The organism is Rossellomorea aquimaris, from assembly GCF_001877785.1.
GTDB lineage: Bacteria > Bacillota > Bacilli > Bacillales > Bacillaceae_B > Rossellomorea > Rossellomorea aquimaris_A.
The window spans coordinates 280,327-303,543 of the sequence record NZ_MINN01000085.1 but is presented as its reverse complement, the minus strand read 5'-3'; the positions used below and the strand labels follow the sequence as shown (position 1 = coordinate 303,543).

At 43.4% G+C, this 23,217-nt stretch carries 25 protein-coding genes; 9 read left to right on the top strand and 16 right to left on the bottom strand.

From position 1 onward, the window contains the following. Positions 1-12 precede the first annotated feature (12 nt). From BHE18_RS11465 to BHE18_RS11450, 4 genes are all read right to left on the bottom strand, one after another. Entirely contained in the window at positions 13-873 is an 861-nt protein-coding gene (locus tag BHE18_RS11465) for a DegV family protein (RefSeq protein ID WP_071618695.1), read from the bottom strand. 44 nt (positions 874-917) lie between these two features. Continuing rightward, on the bottom strand, positions 918-1,400 hold the full coding sequence (locus BHE18_RS11460; protein WP_071618694.1) for a hypothetical protein: 483 nt from the start codon (positions 1,398-1,400) through the stop codon (positions 918-920). Positions 1,401-1,428: 28 nt separating this feature from the next. Further along, complete coding sequence (locus BHE18_RS11455) at positions 1,429-3,120, bottom strand: formate--tetrahydrofolate ligase (RefSeq protein WP_071618693.1); 1,692 nt, start codon at positions 3,118-3,120, stop codon at positions 1,429-1,431. Positions 3,121-3,217: 97 nt separating this feature from the next. After that, positions 3,218-3,901, bottom strand: coding sequence for a class I SAM-dependent methyltransferase (locus tag BHE18_RS11450; RefSeq protein WP_071618692.1), 684 nt, complete (start codon positions 3,899-3,901; stop codon positions 3,218-3,220). A 167-nt stretch (positions 3,902-4,068) separates the two neighbouring features. Between BHE18_RS11450 and BHE18_RS11445 the strand changes: the two genes are divergently transcribed. Further along, positions 4,069-4,287: a DUF3892 domain-containing protein gene (locus BHE18_RS11445; RefSeq protein WP_071618691.1), complete on the top strand. Its 219-nt coding sequence runs from the start codon at positions 4,069-4,071 to the stop codon at positions 4,285-4,287. Positions 4,288-4,394: 107 nt separating this feature from the next. Here BHE18_RS11445 and mntR read toward each other — a convergent pair whose 3' ends face one another. Beyond that, on the bottom strand, positions 4,395-4,811 hold the full coding sequence (mntR, locus tag BHE18_RS11440; protein WP_032087985.1) for a transcriptional regulator MntR: 417 nt from the start codon (positions 4,809-4,811) through the stop codon (positions 4,395-4,397). 359 nt (positions 4,812-5,170) lie between these two features. Here mntR and cspD point away from each other — a divergent pair, with 359 nt between their 5' ends. Beyond that, complete coding sequence (gene cspD / locus BHE18_RS11435) at positions 5,171-5,371, top strand: cold-shock protein CspD (protein WP_007084796.1); 201 nt, start codon at positions 5,171-5,173, stop codon at positions 5,369-5,371. Between the two features lie 70 nt (positions 5,372-5,441). Here cspD and BHE18_RS11430 read toward each other — a convergent pair whose 3' ends face one another. Continuing rightward, complete coding sequence (locus BHE18_RS11430; RefSeq protein WP_071618690.1) at positions 5,442-5,618, bottom strand: zinc-finger domain-containing protein; 177 nt, start codon at positions 5,616-5,618, stop codon at positions 5,442-5,444. 70 nt (positions 5,619-5,688) lie between these two features. After that, positions 5,689-6,339 carry a reverse transcriptase-like protein gene (locus BHE18_RS11425; RefSeq protein WP_235860317.1) on the bottom strand — a complete coding sequence of 217 codons (651 nt, stop codon included), beginning with the start codon at positions 6,337-6,339 and terminating at the stop codon, positions 5,689-5,691. A 98-nt stretch (positions 6,340-6,437) separates the two neighbouring features. On the opposite strand from BHE18_RS11425, the gene BHE18_RS11420 reads away from it, so the two are divergent. Continuing rightward, complete coding sequence (locus tag BHE18_RS11420; RefSeq protein WP_071618688.1) at positions 6,438-7,118, top strand: queuosine precursor transporter; 681 nt, start codon at positions 6,438-6,440, stop codon at positions 7,116-7,118. A gap of 27 nt (positions 7,119-7,145) precedes the next feature. After that, positions 7,146-7,535, top strand: coding sequence for a reverse transcriptase-like protein (locus BHE18_RS11415; RefSeq protein WP_071618687.1), 390 nt, complete (start codon positions 7,146-7,148; stop codon positions 7,533-7,535). A 92-nt stretch (positions 7,536-7,627) separates the two neighbouring features. On the opposite strand, the gene BHE18_RS11410 is transcribed toward BHE18_RS11415, so the two are convergent. After that, complete coding sequence (locus BHE18_RS11410; RefSeq protein ID WP_032088382.1) at positions 7,628-7,894, bottom strand: DUF6123 family protein; 267 nt, start codon at positions 7,892-7,894, stop codon at positions 7,628-7,630. 35 nt (positions 7,895-7,929) lie between these two features. After that, a complete protein-coding gene (locus BHE18_RS11405; RefSeq protein WP_071618685.1) occupies positions 7,930-8,418 on the bottom strand; it encodes a divergent PAP2 family protein in 489 nt (162 codons plus the stop codon). A 114-nt stretch (positions 8,419-8,532) separates the two neighbouring features. On the opposite strand from BHE18_RS11405, the gene sspL reads away from it, so the two are divergent. Then, on the top strand, positions 8,533-8,670 hold the full coding sequence (gene sspL, locus BHE18_RS11400) for a small, acid-soluble spore protein L (RefSeq protein ID WP_071618684.1): 138 nt from the start codon (positions 8,533-8,535) through the stop codon (positions 8,668-8,670). Positions 8,671-8,715: 45 nt separating this feature from the next. On the opposite strand, the gene BHE18_RS11395 is transcribed toward sspL, so the two are convergent. The 5 genes from BHE18_RS11395 to BHE18_RS11370 form a co-directional block, all read right to left on the bottom strand. Further along, entirely contained in the window at positions 8,716-9,612 is an 897-nt protein-coding gene (locus BHE18_RS11395) for a 5'-3' exonuclease (protein ID WP_071618683.1), read from the bottom strand. A 375-nt stretch (positions 9,613-9,987) separates the two neighbouring features. After that, positions 9,988-11,058: a sulfurtransferase gene (locus BHE18_RS11390; RefSeq protein ID WP_328585879.1), complete on the bottom strand. Its 1,071-nt coding sequence runs from the start codon at positions 11,056-11,058 to the stop codon at positions 9,988-9,990. Further along, positions 11,045-14,680, bottom strand: coding sequence for a dynamin family protein (locus BHE18_RS11380; RefSeq protein WP_071618680.1), 3,636 nt, complete (start codon positions 14,678-14,680; stop codon positions 11,045-11,047). The genes BHE18_RS11390 and BHE18_RS11380 overlap by 14 nt, the downstream gene beginning before the upstream one ends. 443 nt (positions 14,681-15,123) lie before the next feature. Beyond that, positions 15,124-15,690 carry an isoprenylcysteine carboxyl methyltransferase family protein gene (locus BHE18_RS11375; RefSeq protein ID WP_328585878.1) on the bottom strand — a complete coding sequence of 189 codons (567 nt, stop codon included), beginning with the start codon at positions 15,688-15,690 and terminating at the stop codon, positions 15,124-15,126. Next, on the bottom strand, positions 15,690-16,760 hold the full coding sequence (locus BHE18_RS11370) for a type III polyketide synthase (protein WP_071618679.1): 1,071 nt from the start codon (positions 16,758-16,760) through the stop codon (positions 15,690-15,692). The genes BHE18_RS11375 and BHE18_RS11370 overlap by 1 nt, the downstream gene beginning before the upstream one ends. Positions 16,761-16,937: 177 nt before the next feature. Here BHE18_RS11370 and BHE18_RS11365 point away from each other — a divergent pair, with 177 nt between their 5' ends. Beyond that, positions 16,938-17,390 carry a chemotaxis protein CheX gene (locus tag BHE18_RS11365; RefSeq protein WP_071618678.1) on the top strand — a complete coding sequence of 151 codons (453 nt, stop codon included), beginning with the start codon at positions 16,938-16,940 and terminating at the stop codon, positions 17,388-17,390. A gap of 500 nt (positions 17,391-17,890) precedes the next feature. On the opposite strand, the gene BHE18_RS11360 is transcribed toward BHE18_RS11365, so the two are convergent. Then, a complete protein-coding gene (locus BHE18_RS11360) occupies positions 17,891-18,661 on the bottom strand; it encodes an SDR family NAD(P)-dependent oxidoreductase (RefSeq protein WP_071618677.1) in 771 nt (256 codons plus the stop codon). A 426-nt stretch (positions 18,662-19,087) separates the two neighbouring features. Between BHE18_RS11360 and BHE18_RS11355 the strand changes: the two genes are divergently transcribed. Genes BHE18_RS11355 through BHE18_RS11345 form a run of 3 tightly spaced genes read left to right on the top strand, consistent with a single transcriptional unit; the run spans position 19,088 to position 21,388 of the window. Further along, the gene (locus tag BHE18_RS11355; RefSeq protein WP_440480389.1) at positions 19,088-19,240 is read left to right on the top strand and encodes a cytochrome c oxidase subunit 2A; all 153 of its coding nucleotides are present in this window, start codon (positions 19,088-19,090) and stop codon (positions 19,238-19,240) included. Between the two features lie 20 nt (positions 19,241-19,260). After that, positions 19,261-19,737: a cytochrome c oxidase subunit II gene (locus BHE18_RS11350; RefSeq protein ID WP_071618675.1), complete on the top strand. Its 477-nt coding sequence runs from the start codon at positions 19,261-19,263 to the stop codon at positions 19,735-19,737. A 1-nt stretch (position 19,738) separates the two neighbouring features. Next, positions 19,739-21,388: a b(o/a)3-type cytochrome-c oxidase subunit 1 gene (locus tag BHE18_RS11345; protein ID WP_071618674.1), complete on the top strand. Its 1,650-nt coding sequence runs from the start codon at positions 19,739-19,741 to the stop codon at positions 21,386-21,388. 45 nt (positions 21,389-21,433) lie between these two features. Here the strand turns inward: BHE18_RS11345 and BHE18_RS11340 are convergent, their stop codons facing one another. Next, entirely contained in the window at positions 21,434-22,945 is a 1,512-nt protein-coding gene (locus BHE18_RS11340; RefSeq protein WP_071618673.1) for a carboxypeptidase M32, read from the bottom strand. Positions 22,946-23,217 lie beyond the last annotated feature (272 nt).

The window sequence follows — 23,217 nt, the reverse complement described above, 5'->3', positions numbered from 1 at the left end:
CCATTTTTATCATTATCTGTTTTTTTCTTCTGACCAGCTGATCCCTATCGTGTTGGCTCCTGCATGGACATCGATGACCGCTCCCAGGGGGTACGCCCCGAATTCAATCTGCGGGTGGCTGGCTTTAAGTTCTTTCATCCATTCAAGTGCCTCATCGTGATTTAAGCCGTGAAGAATGGATACTTTCCTGATCTTCTTATGCTGAGCGGCGTCTCCGAGCAGACTGCTCATTCTATCCAGGCCTTTATTGATATTCCTCACTTTTTCTTTCACTTCAAGTTTCCCATCTGAAATCGCAAGGATGGGTTTGATCTTTAACATACTTCCAAGGAAGAAGGATAAACCGTTCATCCTTCCGCTCTTATGGAGCTGTTCAAGACTTCCCACCATAACATAGACTTCCCGGGTCTTAACCTTTTCTTCAATTGATTCCTTGATAACTTCTATGGATGCCCCTTCCTTATGAAGGGCTTGTCCATATTCAATCAGTTCAGTCAATGGGTATGTCAGCGTCTTTGAATCGATGCACGTAATGGAAGGAACGGTATCTTTCAGCAATTCAGCTGCCTGATGAGCAGAAGACATCGTACCGCTGAAGTGAGAGGAAACGTGTATGGAAAATATATGATCATATCTGCCCGATAGCTTCTCATATAATTCCTTGAAAGTGCCTATGGAAGGCTGTGAAGTTTTCACCTCTGTCCCTTCTTCTTTTAATTTCTCAAAAAGGTCCTGCGGAGATAAATCGATCCCATCCTTATACTCTTTCTCACCGATAAGTATATTCATCGGCACAACATACACATCTTTTTCCTCACATACGGATAGATCTTCAATATAAGCAGTACTATCAGTCACCCAAGCGATTTTCATCGGTACAGCCCCCTTAGTTACAGATCTTTTTTCTAAATGTCACATCACTTAAGAATATCAAGCGTCTCAATCGAAAAAGAAACCATGTGGATAACATCATCCACCATTTCTTCTGTTATGATTCTATTAAAGCTGAGAATGCCTTGGACTTTTGAAGGGTGGACGGAGGAGTGCACATCAATCCACTCCCATTCTTTATCCGGCCCCCATGCAGACTCCAGTTCACCCTTATGGTCATGCAATTCTTCTTTTCCGGAATAAATGAACCGAATATCCGCCCCGGCCTTGTTCTTTGAGCGAATGCCATTTCTTTCAGCTAAAAAATGCCCCATATCCGCCCTGAGTTCGAGAGTAATGGAACTTGTCATGTCAGGGAGGGAATATTCGATCACATAAGTTCGTTCATAATGAGCAAAATCGAATAAGTCCTTCCGGTCGAGGATGGAAATCTCCCCTGACAGATCAAAGTCGTACACTTCACCTTCAACAACCACCTTTAAGTTGTCAAAAGCCGTGGGATCAAACATACTGATCGCCTCCTCCCAAGTACATTTATTAGAAAAGTCCGGTGGCTTTGCCGTTCTCATCAACATCCATTTTCAAAGCAGCCGGCTGTTTCGGCAGTCCGGGCATCGTCATGACTTCACCCGTCAATGCAACGATGAACCCTGCACCGATCTTTGGTTTCAACTCCCTGATCGTTATCGTGAAATCCTCCGGCCGCCCAAGCCTGCGAGGGTCGTCCGATAAGGAATATTGAGTCTTCGCCATACATACAGGCAGATTTCCCCAGCCGTTTTTTTCAAATTCTTCAAGCTGCTTTTTGGCTTTCACTGAAAAATCCACTTCTCCGGCTCCGTAAACTTTACCGGCTATAAATTCAATCTTATTTTGAAGTGAGTCGGTCAATGAATAGAGGGGAGTGAATTCCTTATCATTATTTTCAATTACAGTTAATACTTTCTGAGCAAGGTCAAGTCCGCCAATACCCCCTTCTGCCCATACATCAGTCAGGGATACGGGCACCCCTTCTTTCTCACACCATGTATTCAGTGCTTCAATCTCGCTTTCTGTATCTGAAATGAACCGATTGATCGCTACCACATAAGAAACATTGAACTCATCAAGGGTTTCCATATGTTTTTTCAAGTTTGAAAGCCCCCGGTTCAAGGCTTCCAGATTTTCAGACTTCAACTCTTCCTTACTCTGGCCGCCGTGCATCTTCAAGGCACGGATTGTAGCCACAAGAACCACTGCATCAGGGGAGATGCCTGCTGCACGTGTCTTAATATTAAGGAATTTTTCTGCACCGAGGTCTGCACCGAACCCTGATTCGGTCACCACATAATCCGCAAGTTTCAAAGCAGTCCTGGTGGCGATGACACTGTTGCATCCATGTGCAATATTCGCAAATGGCCCGCCATGGATAAGTGCAGGAGTATGCTCGATGGTCTGCACCAAATTAGGTTTCAAGGCGTCCTTCAGTAATAATGTCAGGGCTCCCTCCACCTGCAGGTCTTTGACAGTAACCGGCATTTTGTTCACATCATAGGCCACAACCATCTTGCCCAGTCTCTTTTTCAGTTCATCTAGATTTTTGGAAAGACATAATACAGCCATGATCTCAGAAGCCACCGTGATATCGAATCCATCTTCTCTGGGTACACCCTGCATGGGGCCGCCGAGACCGATTACAACGTTTCTTAAAGCACGGTCATTCATATCAAGGGCACGTTTCCACACGATTCTCCTCGGATCGATATTCAACTCATTCCCTTGGTGTATATGGTTATCGATTATTGCCGCAAGGGCATTATTAGCGGTTGTGATACTGTGGATATCACCTGTAAAATGCAGGTTGATCTCGTCCATCGGAAGGACCTGTGCATATCCTCCGCCTGTCGCGCCTCCTTTCATGCCCATGACCGGTCCCAAAGAAGGCTCCCTCATGGCGATCATCGCCTTTTTATCCAACCGATTAAGTGCATCCCCGAGCCCTACCGTGACAGTCGATTTCCCTTCACCGGCAGGGGTGGGGTTGATGGAAGTGACCAATATTAATTTCCCATCGTTTAGTTTGTTCAGATTATGTATGGCTTCAAAAGAAACTTTGCCTTTATACTTTCCGTACATCTCCAGATCTTCGTCCCCCAAACCGATTTCCCGGGCGACTTCAAGGATTGGCTGGAGAGCAGACTCCTGTGCAATTTCTATATCTGATTTTAATTTCTTCGTTGTCAAAGTCATCGTATCCACCTTTTATATAAACATTAGTATTCATTCCGCTTACGATTACAAAGCCGGTATAACCGTTACCTTAGTATGCACTAAAAAAATCACCCCATCATGATGATGAACGTTTAAACATGAACAGCGTCATGAAAGTAAGTGCCTGTCTTAATTCATTTGAAAGTGATGCCGTCAAGCTTGCATCGACACCTTTTTTATATACCCATTCTTCATCGATTTTCTTCCAGCCTTTTTGTTCGGCCAGTCTTTCCAGTTCCCAGGGCATCATCGTGTTGCATATCGCTTCTTCGCCGCGGAGACGGGGAAAGGAATTTTCCCTTGGGTGTGCAGTAGGGCCAAGCAGTCCGATGCATATGTATCCTTCCTTGTCTGTGACTCTGTCAAGTTCATCTAGTGCAAGAACCGGAGATGCCGTCCATTCAATGGAATTGATTGCCATGACTGCATCAAATTCATTATCCTTGAATGGAAGTGATGCCAGGTCTCCCTGCACAAATTGCAGATCTTCACGTTCCAGCCTTCGTGCAATTTCCACCATATTTTCAGAAAAGTCCATTCCTGTCACCTTATATCCATTCTCGTTAAGCAGATGGGAGCCATATCCGTCCCCGCATCCCAGGTCACCGGTTTTCTTTCCTCTTTCTACTGTTTTAAGAAAGAAAGGGATCACACTTTTACGGCTCCCTGTCGTCCAGTTTTCCCTGCTTCGCGAGTGCCAATTACCGGCATTCTGATCCCAGCGCGTTCTGGCATTTGAGTGCCATTCAGATTTGTTCATCCTAACACCTCTGTCTGATTATTCTCTTACTCTATTTCTTCTTATTAAAACCGGAAAAATCCTTCTTTTTTCCCTATTTATCTTTTCAATTCAGCGCCCATTCCTTATGAACTGGTTCAGTTTTGACCATACTACTAGTGAAAACGATCGAGGAAGGAGGGCAGAAGATGGAAGAAATCACAAAAGTCCAGCGTAATTACCACGGGGATATCATAAGTTTTCAAACCTCGGACGGAAGGATCATTTCTTATCAAAAAGCCGTACTGGAAGCTGCTGAAGGTCTTCTTCAAGGTGTCGAACTTCATGAAAATGAATCGGGAGAGTACGAAATCTACTCAACGGACACGGCAAACAAAGGATTCGACGAATATCCGACGATATTTTGATAAAACATGAATATGTAAAAGGGCTGCACTGATTTTCATCGGGCAGCCCTTTTCTATAGTTTAGAATATAAATCTCATATTGAAAGTTGTCCGCCACCGGCACTTTCTTATTCACTTCGGCTTTGTACGTCTCTCAAGTCTTCAAGTCTTTTTTCTTCTTCTTCGAAAAACTGGACCAGGTCACCGATCCTGTCTATTGAATCCCAGCTGAGATGATGTTCAATTCCTTCTACGTCTTCGTATATATGTTCTTCCTTAACACCGATTACCCTAAGGAATTGCTCAAGCAGTTCATGTCTGTAAACTAAACGTTTCCCTATTTTATTTCCTTTTGGAGTCAGTACGAGCCCACGATATTTTTCATAAATCAGGTAATCATCTTTATCTAATTTCTGCACCATTTTCGTTACTGATGAAGGGTGTACGGTTAAGGCTTCAGCAATGTCCGATACTCTTGCATACCCTTTATTTTCGATTAACATATAAATTTGTTCCAAATAGTCTTCCATGCTTGGTGTAGGCATTCTGCACCCTCCAAATTCCCATAAATATCAATAAAAGTTTACTATAAGAAGAGAATGAATACAACCCGGATACTCCAATTAGCAAGCAGTCCTGCATCATCGTATGGGCAATTGGAAGCAGACACAGCGGGAGTATATGCATTCAACCGGGCATTCGAATCTTACCCAGATAAGTTTTTTTAAAATTTCTGCAAAATGCATTTCCGGGATGTTGACTCTAAAATCTTCATATTGTATAGTAAAGACATCATTGAAATGGAACGGTTTTTAGTGCTTCAGCAGTAGGAATCAACATTTCATGATAAATATTTTCCATGAGCACAAGAAGTGCTTGATTGATTTAGGAGGATTAGAAGAATATGCAAAATGGTAAAGTAAAATGGTTCAACAACGAAAAAGGTTTCGGCTTTATTGAAGTAGAAGGCGGAGACGATGTATTCGTACACTTCTCAGCAATCCAAGGCGAAGGTTTCAAATCTTTAGAAGAAGGTCAAGAAGTTTCTTTCGAAATTGTTGAAGGTAACCGTGGACCTCAAGCAGCTAACGTAGTCAAATTATAATCACTCATATATGCTAAAAGAGCGGACGATTTTTAAATCGTCCGCTTTTCCTTTTCTATCGGTGATTTTTTCACTGTAACTTTTCACCGTAGTGCCTGATCTCTTCCCCTACTGTACATTCTTTGATACAAAATCGATGTGCACGTGCTTTTCCGTATTCTTTACGGAAATATGCTTTTAGCAGGCAGTCTCTGCAATAGGTGTCAATCAGCTCATCCACTTTATCAACTGCTTGTCTGCGGTCCATACCCTCACTCCTAGACATTTACCATCTTAACGTTTTGTTTTATTTATAGAATATATTTTAGTGATTGAAATTATTCTATCCTTTTATGGCTGTGTACCTGCTTACCCAATAAAGCCTGATTGGCAAGTTTATCCGCCTCTTTGTTATCACTCCGGTTCAATACTTCGATAGTAACCTTCAAGTTCAGCTTTTCAATCTGAACTTCTATCCGGTCGAGCCACCTGTTTAACGCCTCGTCAAAGCATGGCCAGTCTCCTTCAAGCTGCTTCAATACTACCTGCGAATCCCCCTTTATTGTACAGGGTGCATTTTTTACCCCTATCTCTTCAAGAAGCAGAAGAGCATTATGAAGAGCTGCATATTCAGCTTCATTATTATTTTCCAGTTCTTCAAGTTTACCGTTTTTACGAATCCTGAATCGTTCATCGCCTTTTTCATAATAAACGACCATTCCGATGCCCGACAATACCGCGCTTTTATCAAATCCGCCATCAAAGTAGACGGTGATGTTTTGAGGCTCTTTGTCCAATTCTTTATTTAATTTGATGAACTCTTTTTTTGTCCACGAATTTTCCATTTCATCAATGATTTCCAGGTCGGTGATCCTTCCCGTCTTCATTAAATCATCAACATGGATCATCGTTTCTTTCCTGGGAAACCATGTGGATTCAAACCATATATCAGTGGCTGTTTTACTTGCATATTTGTACTTCAGCTTCATCTTCAACCTGATCACTCTCTTCTGTGTGAGTCTGATATTGTTCATCGTTTCTTTTATTTGTATAATGTAGAGTATTGTTTGTAAAGAGGAGGATTCCCATGTTTAATATCTGGTTTGGTCTTTTATTTGTTATTATTACATTTTCCCTGTTATTAATTATGTATAGAATGTTCGGGCGTACCGGATTATTTGTCTGGATCGGCCTGTCAACCATACTTGCCAATCTTCAAGTCGTTAAAACGATCGAGATATTCGGTCTCACTGCCACGTTGGGTAATGCCATGTATGGTTCAGCTTTCCTTGTGACTGACATTTTAAATGAACGCTACGGAAAAAAAGAAGCACAAAAAGCAGTTTGGCTCGGCTTCTTCACGTTGATCATTATGACTATTATTATGCAGATGGCCCTTATATTTCAACCCCATCCGGAAGATATTGCACAGGGAGCCCTGTCCACCATTTTCGGCCTGATACCGAGAATAGCAGCTGGAAGCCTTGCCGCATACCTGGTGAGCCAATTTACGGATGTATTTATCTTCTCCTATTTAAAGAAAAAGTTTCCGGGAGACAGGCAATTTTGGATACGCAATAATGGAAGCACCATGATCAGTCAATTATTGGATACTCTCGTATTTACCAGTATTGCTTTCCTTGGTACGTTCCCGTTCGATATCTGGCTGGAGATATTCATTACAACCTATTTATTGAAATGGCTGATTTCTATATTGGACACACCCTTTGGTTATATTGCCAAACGATTCCCGAAAGATATCAACTAATTTTTATTTTGAAGGAGTGAATGCCTGATGTTTGAAGTGAATATCGATGGAGCAAGTGCTGGTAATCCAGGCCCAAGCGGTGCCGGCATCGTCATTAAACAGAATGGACAAGTTAAGCATTTTTCATTGCCCCTTGGAGATATGGATAATCACCTGGCAGAATTCACCGCCTGCAAGAAAGCTCTGGAACTCTGTATTGAAAACAATGCGGACACCGTCTGGATCCGCAGCGATTCCCAGGCTTTGGTACATGCCGTTGAAAAAGAGTTTGTCAAAAGTCCACAATACAAATCGATGCTGCTGGATATTTTACGGCTGGCAGATCAGATTCCATTGTTCTTCATCAAATGGGTTCCGAGTAAAGAAAACAAAATGGCTGATGAACTTGCCAGGAAAGCCATTCACTTAAATGGATGATGGTCATTCATCGAATTCAAAAAGGAGGCCGCTTGGCACTCCTTTTTGTTTTGTATTCTTTCTTATCAATTAAGCAAGCCCTTGCTTAGTGCTTAAGCAAGCCCTTGATGGACCATCCATTTCAGGGCTTCTTTCCTGGAAGTTATCTTTTGTGAATGCAGGCGTTCCAATATAGACATATAAAAGCTTGAATCAAACTTTTTTTGTGCCTTCAGCGTGATTTCAATTGCACTGTTGACCAGCTCATCCGGTGCATCTGTATATTTTTTGCCGAAATAAATAAAACCGATTGCATCTTCCTGGAATTTAAATCCCCTGTTTTCCAAATCAATGAGAAAATCTTCTGTTGTTTTTTTCACTTGTCCCCTCACCCTAATTACAGTGTTGTCTTCTTTCATCTTACAAAAAATCTTTTTCTCTGCCTATCTTTTTTTGACATCAGAAACCCCAAAGATCCCATCACCAAACCCAGGAGGGCGCCTCCCACAACTTCCAGCGGCTGGTGGCCGAGCATTTCTTTCAGGCGCGTAGGCTTCTTTTCTTCAAACTCCACTGATTCCTTTTCGTGCGCTTTTCTGACCAGTTCATCCAGACTGTTCACTTTCAGTGTCAATTCTCCGGTCTGCCGCCTGATGCCCTGGGCATCGTACATGACAATCAATCCAAAAATAAAGGAAAGTGCGAAATCAATTGTTTTCATACCCTTTTTCAATGCAATGAAAGTGGTCAGCGAAGCGACCCCGGCACTGTGGGAGCTGGGCATACCGCCTGTTTGAAAAAACAATTCCGGTTTCCATTCTTTCCTTTTTATATAATGAAGGGGAATTTTGAATCCCTGGGCGAGCAGGATGCTCAGTAAGGCTGTCAGTATACCTTTATTCATCGCTATACACCTCCCTTTCCCTTAGTCTGTCCTAAAATTCATGTTTGCATGGGATAATTTAAGGGACAACACACAAAATAATCATGTAATCACCATGATTCAGGAGGCGAAGAAATGAGCAAAAACAACAATAAGAACAAAGGAAATACTGCATCCAGTGTCAACCCCCAGGGCAATGCTTCCGATACGGAATTCGCCCGGGAGCCAAAAAGCAAATTAGAAAATGCAGCGAAAAAGCTGAATAGAAAGTAATCATTGAAAAAAGTCAGGCTGCCTAATACCTGACTTTTTGATTGTTTAGCTTGTTGCGATCAATGATTCTGAGCTCATTAAGAATCTTCTAAGCACTTTCAATTCAAGTTCTTCTATATAGGAAATCGAAGTATGAGGCACTCTGCTCCAAACGGCGTTTTCTATTGTCAGCGGCAGCGGGACCTCACAATGTATTTCTGCAAGTTTCCTTGATATATGAAGCATGTCCAGATCACTTTCAATTTTCTTGCGCTGGGAAGGTGTCAGCTTATCCAGATTATTTAATATACCTGAAATGTCATTGTGCTCCTGAATGAGTTTAATGGCTGTTTTTTCTCCTATGCCTTTCACACCCGGATATCCGTCACTGGAGTCTCCCATCAGCGCCTTGACATCTATGAACTGCTCTGGTGTTATCCCGCGCTCTTCTATGAACAGTTCCTTTGTGTAGGTTTGATAATTTCCAAACCCTTTTTTTAAGAGCATGATTTCAATTCCATCATCAAGTAGTTGAAGCAGGTCTTGATCACCGCTCAATACGGTCACCCTGCGTTCCTTATGGTGTGCTTTTGCTAGTGTGCCGATGCAGTCGTCCGCTTCATACCCTGGAATCCCTACATTTGCAAGATTGAAGCCTTCCGCCACTTCCTTGGCCAGATCAAATTGAGGGATGAGCTCTACCGGAGGGGCGTTACGATTTGCTTTATAGTCTGTATATACCTCGTTGCGGAAAGTTTTGCTTCCCATATCCCAGCACACCAGTATATGGCTCGGCTTCACATGGTCTGCAGCCATCAGGAGGTGCTTCATAAATCCCTGTACACCGTTGGTCGGAAGGCCTTTTGAATTCATCATGAACTGGCCGGTGACGGCTGTGGCAAAAAACGAACGGAATAAGAGCGCCATTCCATCAATCAATAATAAGTGTTCATCTCTTTTCATCACTTACACTCCTGACTTCATCTATTTTGTCCGCTGTCTCACGGTTACTTATAATAAACAATCCATTAAGAGTATAACATATTTCAGCCCTCACCCCATTGGAAAATAGAAAAGGGGAGGCGGCTCGATCAGGAGCGACAAGCCTAAGATGGACTTACCGGAAAGGCGCTCTTTGCCTTTTTGGTAAGTCCATCTTATGACCTCGAGCTCCTAGCCGCCGGAGCTGGACAACCGAAAAGCGGAGGCGGCTCGTTCAGAGACGACAAGCATAAGACGAGAACCCCGGAAAGGCGCTCTTTGCCTTTTTGGGGTTCCTGGCTTATGACCTCGAGTCTCTAGCCGCCGGAGCTGGACAATAAGAAAACAAGCCTGAATTCACAGGCTCGTCCGCTTTGTTTCCACTTTATGATGCTCATAAGAAACCCAATCGCTGTAGCTGCCGGCATACAGCTTGACATCGCTGAATCCCGCTTCCAATAACGAGAGGACATTTGGCGTGGCAGTCACTCCCGACCCGCAATAAACAACGATGGTCTTATTTCTGTCCAGTTTTGCAAAGTGCTGGTCACTGCCTTGATCCAGGAAGTAACCTCTCCTCACTCCCTCTGTCCAGGGAATATTGACTGCTCCCGGAATATGACCCGGTATCCGGTCAATCGGCTCTTCTTTACCCAAATAACGCTCCACACTGCGGGAATCAAGTAAGATCCCGGGAATTTCCCCATCAGATATCCGTTCCACTTCCTCTAAGGATGCAAGCAATTCTTCGTTGAATGACGGGGTATAACTTTTCGTGTCATAGTCAGGAACGGACGTCTCTGTTTCATATCCTTCTTCCTTCCATGCTTTAAAACCTCCATTCAGCACGAAGATTTCTTCATGCCCAAGATACCGGAACATCCACCAGCACCTGCTTGCAAAAGCCCCTTCTTCCTGATCATAAGCAACGATGACCGTATCGTTATCGATGCCCGCACTTTCTATTTTTCTAAGGAAGTTTTTCATATTTGGCAGTGGATGACGTCCTCCATGCTCTTTCACATGTCCGGATAAGTCTTTTTCAAGATCAAAATAAACCGCACCTGGAATGTGCCCTTTCAAATAGGTGGTTTTTCCGGCTGATGAGTCCCCTAATGAAAAGCTGCAATCAATCACTCTCACCTTTCGATCGTGCAAGTGTTCCTTCAGCCAATCCACGCTCCTGACATTCCTCATCATGATATCCCCCTCTTTTTCATCAGATCCTTTACGGATTCCTTCGGTTCCCAGCAGGAAAATCGATAGTCGGTCCTGGTCTCGTAACCAAGACGGGAGCAAAAATAGGAAGTCTTTTTCGCATTCAGCTGTTTGCTGGCAGTGATATGAATACAGGTTGCACAACAATGAAACGGATTTACTTTCAAGCGGCTTCCCCCTCTTCCTGGTAAATCTTTCAGGACTGGTCAATCAGCGACTTCCACTCACTCCGGAGTTTTTCAATATCCTGGGTGGTACTCAGCGCTTCGATATTTGAATCGATCTGTTCAAATGCCTGCGATTTTGCTTCCTCTTTTAATTTCTTGAACCTTACATTAATGTCCTGCTGACTCCAGGATTTCATCTTTTCTTTTTCATTTTTCAGGTAGTCATCCGCAGGTCCATGAAGCCTCTTTACGAGCTCTTCCTGGATTTCTTTTTTTCCGCCTTTTTCGAGGAATTGTTTAGCATTCCTGAAAGTGGAGAAAGCCCCTTTGAAATGCTCGAGATCGATGTCTTTAAAAGCCTGTTGAAACTCGATGGCTTCCCCATTCCTGAATACCGGTGATGAAAGCAGAATTTCTTTTTCCAATTCACGAATATTGGACTCTATTTGATCCCAATGGGAATCAAGCTGCTTACCGATGAATTGAAGGATCCTCAAGGAAGTGGCTCTCAATTCCTGCGATAAATCAAAACCTACACTCGTTGTGAACTCCTTTAATCCGTGCTGCAGTGCTTTTGAATCGTTCGCTTCATTCATGAACAGGCCTGAGTGAAACGCCTCCTTAAAGAAGTCGGTAATCCGGAAAAATACCCGCTGTTTTAAATAATAGATCAATTCATCCAATTCCTGTTCTGTTTCCTGCTGGATGGCTGCGGCTGTCATTTTTTCAAGAAGTTCTTTTACTTCAGTTTTCGTCCGATGCAATTCCTCGATTTTCCGCTGTTTCAAAGACTGATCACTCGATGCCGCGTCGATATAATGCTTGAAACGCTTGATTCCTTTTTCCCATTCACTCATTGCTGAATCAACACTCATGCTGACAAGCTCATCCTGGATAAAGGAATTGAATGCCTCTTTGAAAAAGGTCATGCCATTGGAAGGGTTCTCTTTATCCTCCAGTGCCTGAAGGGATGAAACCCCGAAAATTCTCGGGAAGCGGATTCCATACTGAATGAGCTGCTCCCCGACATAGGAGATGACTTCTTCCTTTTCTTCTTCGTCCTTGGCGAGATCGATTGCGTTGACGATAAAGAACATTTTATCGAGCTCGAATGTGTCTTTCACGCGCCCCAACTGAATGAGGAATTCACGATCTGCCCGTGCGAAAGCGTGATTATAATAGGTGACAAATAGAATGGCATCCGCGTTTTTAATGTATTCAAATGCCACCCCGGTATGACGTGCGTTGATTGAATCGGCTCCCGGGGTATCAACCAGTGTGATACCTTTCCTCGTAATTTCACAATCATAGTACAAATCGATCGACTCAACGAAGCAGGATTTGTTTTCATCCGCTACATATCCTTTGTAATCATCCAAACCGACAGTGATTTCTTTGCCTAAGCGATTCTTGAATTCTTCGTACCCCTTATAAAACGCCGACAGGAAAGACAGGTGGATTTTTGCTTTCGCGTCACCTCCCGCTTCCCCAAGAAGGACTGGGATGATTTCAAAGGCATCCTCTAATGTTTCAATACGTTTGTCAAAGAAGGACAGTGAATGAGATATGTCCTGATAGAGTTGGGATTCGGATTTAATTTGCACTACTGCCGTCTCATGAAGATACTGATCCGTTACCGGCTTTATTCGGTTGATGGATGCAGTAGTCGGGTTCGGACTGACCGGTAATACCTTTTTACCGAGAAGAGCATTTGCAAAGGATGATTTCCCTGCACTGAAAGCTCCGAACAAAGCAATTGTGAATGTCTGGTTGGCAAGCCTCTCCCGCTTGCCCTCCAATATATCGGCAATCTTGCTGAACCCGTGCAGGTTGCCGAACACGCGGGTCATTCGGTCCAGCCTGTCGATTGCATCCTCCACGGATACCTGATTATCCTTCACTTCTCCGGAGTGCACTTCATTCTGATTATCTTCGCTTATACGTTCGCTTGCAGGCTCAGGAGGGTTTTCTTCCAACTCTCCTGCTTCAATGAACTCTTTTTCTTTTGCTACCCAGTCATTTACCCAGCCCTGAATCTTGTCATCTCTATTATCGGAATTCGAAATCCCTTCCAGCTTTTCTATCTGCTGGAACTTCTCCTCTTCCAAGAGGGCCCATTTATGCACATATACCGTTTTTTGACGGATTGCCTGCAGCTCCTCCTGCAGGCTTCTTGTTTTGCTTTTTGAATCTTCTTTCACGTGTTCCAGGAAGCTCTCCAGCAAATCGTTCGTTATTTTTCTCGCATCCCTCTTTAATTCTTCTGAGAGATTATCGCAATATTGAAGGACGTAATCCCCTGTCACCTTGGCCCCCGGCTTGATCAACCCAATTAAATAAGCCTCATCCACTTTGAGGGACAGCTTCTCCCAACCATTTAAAAGAGAAGGTGAAACAACATTATTTTTCTTCAGAAAAGACTTTCCGAGTGTCTTCAGATGCCACTCCAGCTGGGTTTCGATCCTGCTATTCACTTCTTCTTTGAAAATTTGCGCCCTGCGTTCTTTTTCATCTTCAGTTTTTTGTCTGCTGAACAGGAATCCGATTTTAAAATCCGGCTGCCGGCTTTCAAGAAATTCTTTCGCAAGGTCCCTTGTTTCAAAAGGCATGAGATACGCATTTTTCAAAATAGTGCTTCTCTCTTCCTCGAAAGCCTGCCTCAATTCGCTGACGTCGTTTTCTGATAGTTCGTCCAGAAGCCTTTCCTCTTTCTCAAGAAGAGTATCTTTATCTGCCCACTCTTCCTCTGTGACATGGTTTTTACCTTCTTCTTCAACCTGTTCCTGCTGATCTTCATACCAGCCGATATGCTCATGCACAAGCTGGGAAAGGGCTGACCGGGCGGAATCTTCGATCAGAGATTCCTTTTCCACGACCTGTTTATTTATGAACTCCCGCAGTTCTGCAACTTGATTATGGTCATGGTCAGGTTTCTTAAGACTTGTATAGAAGATGCCGTCAGGATCTACACCCCAGCTTGCAAAGGAATCCCTGACAGCCTCTTGGAATTTCCGGAATGGCAGTTCTTCCTCCTGATGTTTATCAATCTGATTGACCACCAGATATAATTTCACCCCATGACGCTTCAATTCTTTGGTGAATTGGAAGTTCACCTGCGACTGGACATGATTATAATCCATTACATAAAACACCGCATCCGCTAAATGGACAGCTGATTCGGTCGACATCCTGTGCGCGTCATCCGTACTGTCCACGCCCGGGGTATCCAGGACAGAGACCCCTTCAGGAAGGGTCGTTTTCTTTCTGCCTATTTCAACAGAGTATACATCTTCCCCGTTCCTGCAGAATTCTTTGATTTTTGAGTATTCATATGGCACCTTAAATAAGACTGGTTTGCCTGAATGATAATGAATCTTTGCATAGTCTTCCTCTGATTGATGCACTTTCACCAGATTGGCACTGGTCGGGATCGGACTGGAAGGGAGTATTTCTTCACCCATCAGGTAATTGATCATAGTCGATTTTCCGGCAGAAAAGTGTCCGCAAAAAGCCAGTATGAATTCCTGCCTGTAGATTTTTTCCGCCAGTCTTTCTACTTTCAGGGAACGTTCCTCGTCCCCTTTACTGCGGAATACTTCATCGTATCCTGCCAGTTTGTGGAGGATTGTATGTAAATGGGTGCTTTGCTGATCAGTGCGGCTCATGTGTAAGGTCCTTTCTGTTTCAAAAGATGATAACGCTTTTATTTTATCGCATTTACCCCAATTTCTCTATGGTTTGCTTTCGTTTATTGAAGAGAAATGACTTATTAACATCCTATTCAGGTTTTCTGTAATTGGAGAAAATAAAAAGCCTCCTTCGACTGAAGGAGACTTATCTTGTTGATTGTGTCGGTATAAGATTGGGTGCTGCGAAGGATTGGTTTTTGGTTTGTACAGATGCAGGTTTTGGAACCGGCTGTCTATCCTTCATCACATTAGACAAGACAAATTTCATTATGAAGCCATATGTAACCACTGTCATCATTATTAGAAACCATACCATTTCATTCGCCACCTTATTTTTAGTTTCAGGACATGCAACTGAGAATAATTTTCATCTTCAATTACATCCTATCAAAAACGATAATCATTTTCAATAAGAAATTTTATTTTTCTTTCTTTTCTGAGCCTATCCATCCAGGAGTCGAGAAATGGACATGTTCGTAATTCGTTTCCCGGCTCAGTGCTTCTTCCTCCACCGGTATCCGTGTTAAGAGGATCAGCTGATTGAGTACGGCAAAAATGATCAGTGTCCAATATGCATTGAATAAGAGGGGGATAATGGCTAACTCAACCGTGACAATAAGATAATTGGGGTGCCTGAAAAACTTATAGGGACCTGTGGCCACCACCTCTGTGTCGGGAAGGACGATTATTTTCGTATTCCAGTATTTCCCCAATGAGGAAATGACCCATATCCTCCCTGCCTGGGTAAGTAAAAACCCTGCAAGCAGGTATTCCCAAAGAGGATGAATCCCTGAATGAAAGAAACCTGCTTCTAATAGAAGGGACACAAAGAAAGCAGTATGGATTATCACCATGGCCCGGTAATGATTTTGTCCGTACTCCTTTGCTCCCCTTTTTTTCATCCATTCTTCATTTTTGCGGGCAATGATTAATTCCACCACCCGCTGCAAGGCCAGAACAAGAAAGAAAAGGATAAAAAATATCATCAATCCCACCTCATCAATACTAATTCCGAGCTGAATCCCGGTCCTAACGCTGTTCCAAGGCCGATATCGCCTCTCTGGCAATCATCCTGCAGAAATTCCTTCAGGACATAATAGATCGTCACTGAGGACATATTGCCGTACTTCCTGAGTGTTTTCAGCGCATGCCGGGTCATGTGATCATCGAACCCCAATGCTTCCTGATACGCCTCGATTACTTTCTTTCCCCCGGGGTGAGCCACAAAGTGTTTGATTTCTTCCATCTTTATCCCCTGTGCATGAATAAACTCTTCCACATTCGGCCTCAGCCAATTTGTGACCAGGGTTGGAATATCTTTTGAAAAAACGACATAAAGACCCTCGTTTTTAACATTCCAGCCCATGACATCGAGTGAATTCTTCAACGTAGTTGATTGTGTGGCAAATATCGAAGGCAGCGGACGTGCTATTTCATTTAGCGCAGAGCTCTCATCTCCACTAACGAGTGCACATGCCACTCCATCTGCAAATAATGAAGTACCGACTAAATTGCTTTTGGAACGGTCACCATGCTGAAAGGTCAACGAGCATAGTTCAATGGAAAGCACCAGTACATTCGCCTTTGGAAAAGCAAGGCAGTATTCATAGGCCCGGGACAGGCCGGCCGCTCCTCCAGCGCACCCCAACCCCCACACCGGTATGCGTTTGACATGGGATGAAAAGGGCAGGACATTCATGATCCTTGCTTCTATACTCGGTGTCGCAAGGCCGGTGGTGCATATCGTGAAAATGGCATCGATTTCTTCATAGTTGATCCCATTATTCTTCATGCATTTTTCAATTGCCCTGCTTCCCATTTCAACAGCATAACGGATAAACAAATCATTCTTTTCCTGAAAAGAATGATGTTTGGAAAACCAGTCAAGGTCACTGACAAAGTACCTGCTTTCTATTTCCCCGTTTTCGAAAATCGGCAGCAGGCGGTCTATATCCCTGAAGCTTTCTGAAAATAAATTCCGGGCAAATTCCGCTGCTTCGGATTGAGTGATTTTATAAGGCGGGATTTCTGTTTCAACACTCACTATTTTAGGCATTTCAACCATTCTCCTTATCGGATTTCCATGTAAGGATAGCATTACCAAAAAGTGAAAGAACATGTATAAACTTTCTTTTTCAGTGCAGAAGAAGATTTACAACGCCTAAAACTTTTTAGGTCTTTTATACTAGTGAACATGGTATAATAAATCTGACAAATTTCCGGAGGTTTCGACATGACGCTAACCAGCAGTATCACCGATCTATTACATCATTTCATGACTGCCCTAAAAAGTGTCGTCCCATTAAGCGTAACCCATGATGAACCGACCTTGCTAATAACACCGTATGAACATCAACATTTCACTGTTTCGATAGGAATGACCGGAGATGTCCAGGGAAGATTCGTCATCAACGGAACTGAAAAAAACTTTCAATCCCTTGCAGCATTTATGTTCGGAATGCCGCTAACTGGTGAGATGCTGGAGTCTTTTGCGGGAGAATTAGGAAATATGATTGTGGGAAATCTCGCGACCGCGATTGCAAGCAGCGGTCATAATGTGGATATTACAACACCGACTGTCATGACAGGAGAGGCAAGTATAATAGGGAATAACCGGGTCATACAGCTTCCGTTGACTGTCAAGGATGCAGGCCGGTTCCATGTTCTTTTAGTGACGGTTCCATAATTTAAGCGAAAAAAAGCGGGTATGGAGTAACCGCTTTTTTTAATTTGGCCTGAGTACATCTCGAATTTGAAACAGTTGTTACACGGTCGCATGGGGTATAGCATGGGGTATAGCATGGGGTGCGGCAGGAATGTGGAGCAGTTGATACTCGGTCGCATGGGGTACAGCAGAGGGCTATGGAACTATTGATATGCAGCCGGGTATAAAGAAGGTCGAATAGACGTTTTTGATAATATATTCTTGTTATTGATAATATGATGTGAGTTTTTGATAATATATTGTTATTTTTGATAATAAACTGTCCGTTTTCGATAATAAGAACAATCCCAGTCCACGATATACCCTCAATGACAGGCTGCCAACCTCTTTGCACCATAAGAATCCCAATCTATTTTATCGAATTGAACCAATATATAGTGAAATCCGTTTAAAAAGCATGATGATTTCCTCATTAGAAACGGGTCACGGTACCTGTCCCCACGACCCGCCCAATCAACCTCTTAAAATCCCTGAATGGTCATTCCCCCGTCAACAAACAATGTTTGTCCTGTTATATAGTTACCGGCATCCGAGGACAAGAACACTGCAGGGCCGACCAATTCCTGTAGTTCTCCTACCCTTTTCAGGGGGGTTACAGCTAAGATGTCATCAACATATTCCTTATTTTCAAGGAGCTCCTCGGTCAAAGGCGTTTTAAAATACCAGGGACCGATGCTGTTGACATTGATATTATGTTTGCCCCACTCAAAAGCCAGGACTTTTGTCATCTGAATCATCGCCGCTTTGGTAGAGGCATACACCACCCCTGTCCGGAGGGCGACATGCCCTGCAACAGAAGAGATATTGATGATTTTCCCTTTTCCTTTATCCTTCATATGTGATCCGATTTCCTGACTCATCATAAATGCAGATTTCAAATTGGTATCCATGATCGTTTTCCATTCTTCATCCGTCACTTCAAAAGCATTTGACCTGATGTTCATCCCTGCGTTATTAATTAAAATATCAATCTTCAACCCTTGATCTTCTATGTAATGCACAGCCTTTTTTATTTCATCCCTTGATGTCACATCTGTAGGGATGACATGGGCTTTTCTCCCCTTTTCCTGTATCATTGCTGCTGTCTCTTCCAAATCATTTCTTGTTCGCGATAAGAGGACCACGTCCGCTCCGGCTTCCGCCAGGCCTATGCTTAATGCCCTCCCTATGCCGCGGCCGGCACCGGTGATGACCGCTGTTTTATTATCAAGCGAAAAAGATGGTAAGTACATTCCCCACACTCCTGTCTATTTTTAATCTTCTTTATTTTATCACAATTTCTCATCGATCCGCCGCTCCACCCTCTTTGGTCCCCTGGCAATGCACGTTTATATGAATCTTCGTTTCTGCCATCAAACCGCAGACAGAACACTTTTGTTTCCTCGTATACAATTGACAGCATCTGTCGCAATAATACTTTTCCATTTTTACTCCCCCAAAAAATAGCCGTGATAGTTCAGTGTATGCTGAGCTTTTTTAGCTGGAACAGGAGAATATTCCCTTTTTAAAGTAATGATTGAAATGACATGTGACGAACTTCACATTTCTTTCACAATTATCACGGTTTGGTGTGACATTTATCACAGATGGACGTAATTCGAAGGGATTATGATTAAGGTAATCCAGAATATCACCTTTAACAGGTGAAAGGAGTGAACATGATGCCAAATCCTGAATTGAACAGAAAAACAAAAACCAAAGTGGAAGATTCATCAAGCCTTAAAGGGACTCTGACTTCCGTCCTGCTGCTCGGAGGGTTCCTTATACTTTCATGGATCGGTGTATTCTTACTATTCATTAATCGTTTTTAAAGCAGAAGGAGTGATTGAACATGCACATGCATCGTTATGAAAAATGGTGGTTGACCCTTGGAACCAGCTCTCTTATTATCTTTTTAATCATTTTGGGTATCAGTGCTTTTCACCAGGGCCATCAGCCCCCAAGCGCGAAGGCCTATATTAACCCTGAACAAGTGGACGTGATCGCACCTTTTGATGAACCCGGATTAAAGAAAGTCAAAGGGAAAGAATGGGATTACGAACTGGTCCTTGTGGCTTCCACTTTCCTCTATAATCCCGGGGAAGTAGAAGTGCCCAAGGGATCCAGGCTGAAAATCATCGCAACAACCAAAGATGTCATCCACGGGTTTGAGGTTGCCGGGACTAATATCAACATGATGCTTGAACCCGGATACATCAGTGAATATACAACAACATTGGATAAGACCGGCGAATTTTTAGTCGTTTGCAACGAGTACTGCGGAGTTGGTCATCATACAATGAAATCCATGATTAAGGTGGTGGACTGAAATGTCAGATCGTTTTATAAAAATTGACCGCAGAGATGGAAAACTTGCGATGGCACATATATATGTCGGTTTCATCGCACTTGCACTCGGGGGACTTGCTGGTCTGTTACAAGTTCTGGTCCGTTCCGGAACCTTCACGCTGCCTGCAGGGATCGGCTATTATCAAGTTCTTACCGTCCATGGCGTACTGCTTGGCCTTGTATTGACCACGTTCTTTATCCTTGGTTTTCAGCATGCTGCCATTTCAAGGACATCCGGCACCTATTCAAGCACATCCCGCCTGTTCGGATGGCTCGGTTTCTGGGTGATGCTGATCGGGACAGCGATGTCGGCAGTCATGATCCTTTTGAACGAAGCGACTGTCCTATACACGTTTTATGCTCCGCTGAAAGCTCATTGGATCTTTTATCTCGGATTGACATTTGTCGTTGTCGGCAGCTGGTTAGGCGGCACCGGGATGATCATGAAATATGCAGAGTGGAGAAAAGAGCATAGAGGAGAACCGAGTCCGCTCCTGACTTTCATGGCGGTCATCAATATTGTGCTTTGGATAGTAGCGACTTTAGGGGTCGCAGGCACTGTTTTATTTCAGCTGCTGCCATGGTCACTCGGTCTTGTCGATAGAGTCGATGTACTGATCAGCAGGACGTTATTCTGGTATTTCGGTCATCCTCTCGTGTATTTCTGGTTACTGCCCGCCTATATGGCATGGTACGCAATCATCCCGAAAATAATAGGGGGGAAAATCTTCTCCGACGCATTGGCCAGGCTTTCTTTTGTGCTATTTCTTTTATTCTCTATACCTGTCGGCTTTCACCATCAGTTGGTGGAACCGGGAATTGATGCATTCTGGAAATTCCTTCAGGTTGTTCTTACGTTCATGGTTGTCATCCCTTCATTGATGACTGCTTTCTCACTTTTTGCAACGTTTGAGATGTATGGACGTTCCAAGGGCGGGTCAGGGCTGTTCGGCTGGTTTAAGAAGCTTCCTTGGGGAGATGCACGATTTACCGTTCCTTTCATCGGCATGGTCGCCTTTATCCCTGCAGGTGCAGGTGGATTGATCAACGCTTCCAACCAGATGAACCAGGTTGTCCATAATACGATCTGGGTAACAGGTCACTTTCACTTGACACTCGCCACTTCAGTGGTTTTGACATTCTTCGGAATTTCTTACTGGCTGGTCCCTCACTTGACAGGACGAGTATTGACGAAGGCCATGAATAAAATGGCCATTGTGCAGGCTGTGGTTTGGTCAGCCGGGATGAGCATCATGTCCGGCGCCATGCATGCTGTCGGTTTATTGGGAGCACCAAGACGTTCTTCCTTCTCAACCTATGGAGATGCTCCGCAGGCACTCGACTGGATTCCCTATCAGGTTGCACAGGCTGTCGGGGGAACGATCCTTTTCATCGGAATCATTCTTGTGTTATACATTTTCATCAACCTCGCTTTCTTCGCTCCTAAAGGGGAAGAAGAATTTCCCGTCGGGGAAGTGGCCGGGGGTGCAGAAAAAACACCGATGGTACTCGAAAACTGGAAAATTTGGCTCACAGTGCTCGCAGCACTCATTCTGATTGCCTACACAGTACCTTTTATGGATATGTTCCAAAATGGCCCGCCTCCTTCAAAAGGGTTCAAGGTTTGGTAAAGTAAAAAAAGACCGCTTCAGGATTTTAATGAAGCGGTCTTTTTTTTAAAGTGAATAAACTTTGGTATATTTTTCTATGAGATAATCTGCAAGATAAGAAGCATTCAATCCTTCGCCTGTCACCTCTTCAAGGATCTCAAGCGGCTTTCTCATTTTTCCCCATTGATGAACATGATCGGTCAGCCACTCTTTGATAAGTGAAAGATCGCCTTTTTCGAGCATTTCATCAAAGTCGGGAATATCTTTTTCCATCGCTTTCTTGAATTGTGCAGCGTACATATACCCTAATGCATATGATGGGAAGTATCCGAAGCTGCCGCCTGCCCAGTGAACATCCTGTAGCACGCCTTCACCATTATTTGCAGGCTTGATTCCAAGGTATTCTTCGTACTTCTGGTTCCAGATTTCAGGCAGGTCTTTCACTTCGATTTCGTCATTGAACAAGCCTTTTTCAATTTCGTAGCGAATGATGATATGCAGGGCATATGTCAGTTCGTCTGCTTCTATCCTGATCAATGAAGGCTTTGATTCATTGATCGCTTGATAAAACTGGTCAAGATCCACTGAATCGAATTGTCCATCGGCATATTGTTTTAGCAAATCATAATTCTGTTTCCAGAACGAATAATTTCTTCCCACAAAATTCTCATAAAATAATGACTGTGATTCATGTATCCCCATCGATGTACCAGAGCATAATGGCGTCCCGGTCAGGTCTTCTGATATATTCTGTTCGTAAAGGGCGTGCCCTCCTTCGTGAATCGTGCCGAAAACAGCAGTACGCCAATCTTTTTCGTCGTATTTCGTTGTAACTCTCACATCGCCTGGATTCAAACCGATTGCGAAAGGATGAACGGTTTCATCAAGCCTTCCGGAATTGAAGTCATACCCCATTTGAGCAAGGATCTTCAAACTGAAATCCTTTTGTTGTTCTTTTGGGAAATGTTCATATAGGAATTCCGTCTTTGGTTTGTTTTCTGATTCTGATATTCTATGTACCAGTGGAACGATCTTGTCCCTCAATTCGCCGAATACCCTGTCTAGGATTTCTACCGTCACCCCTGGTTCATACATATCAAGGAGGGTATCATATTTATTGTTCTCATATCCCCAATAGCTGATGAACCGTTTCGTATAAGATACGAGTTTCTCTAAATACGGCTGAAACATGTTGAAGTCCGCTTTGGATTTAGCATCTTCCCAGATATTTTCTGCTTTTGATTGAAGAATGACATATTCTTTGTATTCGGATGACGGGATTTTTTTATTCCGGTCATAATCTTTCTGGCACTCCTCAAGCAATTTTTGTGTCATTTCATCCAGCTCATCCTTGTTTGGAGACAGCTTAGCGAGATAAGCAGCCATATCATTCGAAGTGGACATGGCAAATAATTCGGATGAAAGCATCCCGATGACTTCTGAACGCTGCTCCACACCATTTTTGGGAGCACCTGTCCGTAAATCCCAGAATAAAAGTCCAAGTGCCTCGTTATACGCTGTCATTTTCTTTACATAGTCGAGAAAGCTGTCTTTCATTTCTACTAATTCTTCTCTCATATTAAAGCCCCCTTAGTAAACATCCCCTCCATTTTATCATATTTTTCTGACAAATACTTCTAAAAGAATTTGCAATGGAGGGAAAACTAAAAATCATAGTGTAAGACAAAGATTCTGGAGCGTTCTCTAAACACCGCTATTGATTTCCGTGCAAGACTCCGCTTTCCGCGGGCAGCCCGTGAGCCTCCTCGGTCGTACCTCCCTGCGGGGTCTCACATTAGCTACTCTTCCCGCAGGAGTCTGAGTCTTGCACTCCAATCAACCGCTGGATA

Coding starts and splice junctions, on each gene's coding strand:
- BHE18_RS11465 (WP_071618695.1), bottom strand. CDS start 873: ATGAAAATCGCTTGGGTGACTGATAGTACTGCTTATATTGAAGATCTA.
- BHE18_RS11460 (WP_071618694.1), bottom strand. CDS start 1,400: ATGTTTGATCCCACGGCTTTTGACAACTTAAAGGTGGTTGTTGAAGGT.
- BHE18_RS11455 (WP_071618693.1), bottom strand. CDS start 3,120: ATGACTTTGACAACGAAGAAATTAAAATCAGATATAGAAATTGCACAG.
- BHE18_RS11450 (WP_071618692.1), bottom strand. CDS start 3,901: ATGAACAAATCTGAATGGCACTCAAATGCCAGAACGCGCTGGGATCAG.
- BHE18_RS11445 (WP_071618691.1), top strand. CDS start 4,069: ATGGAAGAAATCACAAAAGTCCAGCGTAATTACCACGGGGATATCATA.
- mntR (WP_032087985.1), bottom strand. CDS start 4,811: ATGCCTACACCAAGCATGGAAGACTATTTGGAACAAATTTATATGTTA.
- cspD (WP_007084796.1), top strand. CDS start 5,171: ATGCAAAATGGTAAAGTAAAATGGTTCAACAACGAAAAAGGTTTCGGC.
- BHE18_RS11430 (WP_071618690.1), bottom strand. CDS start 5,618: ATGGACCGCAGACAAGCAGTTGATAAAGTGGATGAGCTGATTGACACC.
- BHE18_RS11425 (WP_235860317.1), bottom strand. CDS start 6,339: ATGAAGCTGAAGTACAAATATGCAAGTAAAACAGCCACTGATATATGG.
- BHE18_RS11420 (WP_071618688.1), top strand. CDS start 6,438: ATGTTTAATATCTGGTTTGGTCTTTTATTTGTTATTATTACATTTTCC.
- BHE18_RS11415 (WP_071618687.1), top strand. CDS start 7,146: ATGTTTGAAGTGAATATCGATGGAGCAAGTGCTGGTAATCCAGGCCCA.
- BHE18_RS11405 (WP_071618685.1), bottom strand. CDS start 8,418: ATGAATAAAGGTATACTGACAGCCTTACTGAGCATCCTGCTCGCCCAG.
- sspL (WP_071618684.1), top strand. CDS start 8,533: ATGAGCAAAAACAACAATAAGAACAAAGGAAATACTGCATCCAGTGTC.
- BHE18_RS11395 (WP_071618683.1), bottom strand. CDS start 9,612: ATGAAAAGAGATGAACACTTATTATTGATTGATGGAATGGCGCTCTTA.
- BHE18_RS11380 (WP_071618680.1), bottom strand. CDS start 14,680: ATGAGCCGCACTGATCAGCAAAGCACCCATTTACATACAATCCTCCAC.
- BHE18_RS11375 (WP_328585878.1), bottom strand. CDS start 15,690: ATGATATTTTTTATCCTTTTCTTTCTTGTTCTGGCCTTGCAGCGGGTG.
- BHE18_RS11370 (WP_071618679.1), bottom strand. CDS start 16,760: ATGCCTAAAATAGTGAGTGTTGAAACAGAAATCCCGCCTTATAAAATC.
- BHE18_RS11365 (WP_071618678.1), top strand. CDS start 16,938: ATGACGCTAACCAGCAGTATCACCGATCTATTACATCATTTCATGACT.
- BHE18_RS11360 (WP_071618677.1), bottom strand. CDS start 18,661: ATGTACTTACCATCTTTTTCGCTTGATAATAAAACAGCGGTCATCACC.
- BHE18_RS11355 (WP_440480389.1), top strand. CDS start 19,088: ATGATGCCAAATCCTGAATTGAACAGAAAAACAAAAACCAAAGTGGAA.
- BHE18_RS11350 (WP_071618675.1), top strand. CDS start 19,261: ATGCACATGCATCGTTATGAAAAATGGTGGTTGACCCTTGGAACCAGC.
- BHE18_RS11345 (WP_071618674.1), top strand. CDS start 19,739: ATGTCAGATCGTTTTATAAAAATTGACCGCAGAGATGGAAAACTTGCG.
- BHE18_RS11340 (WP_071618673.1), bottom strand. CDS start 22,945: ATGAGAGAAGAATTAGTAGAAATGAAAGACAGCTTTCTCGACTATGTA.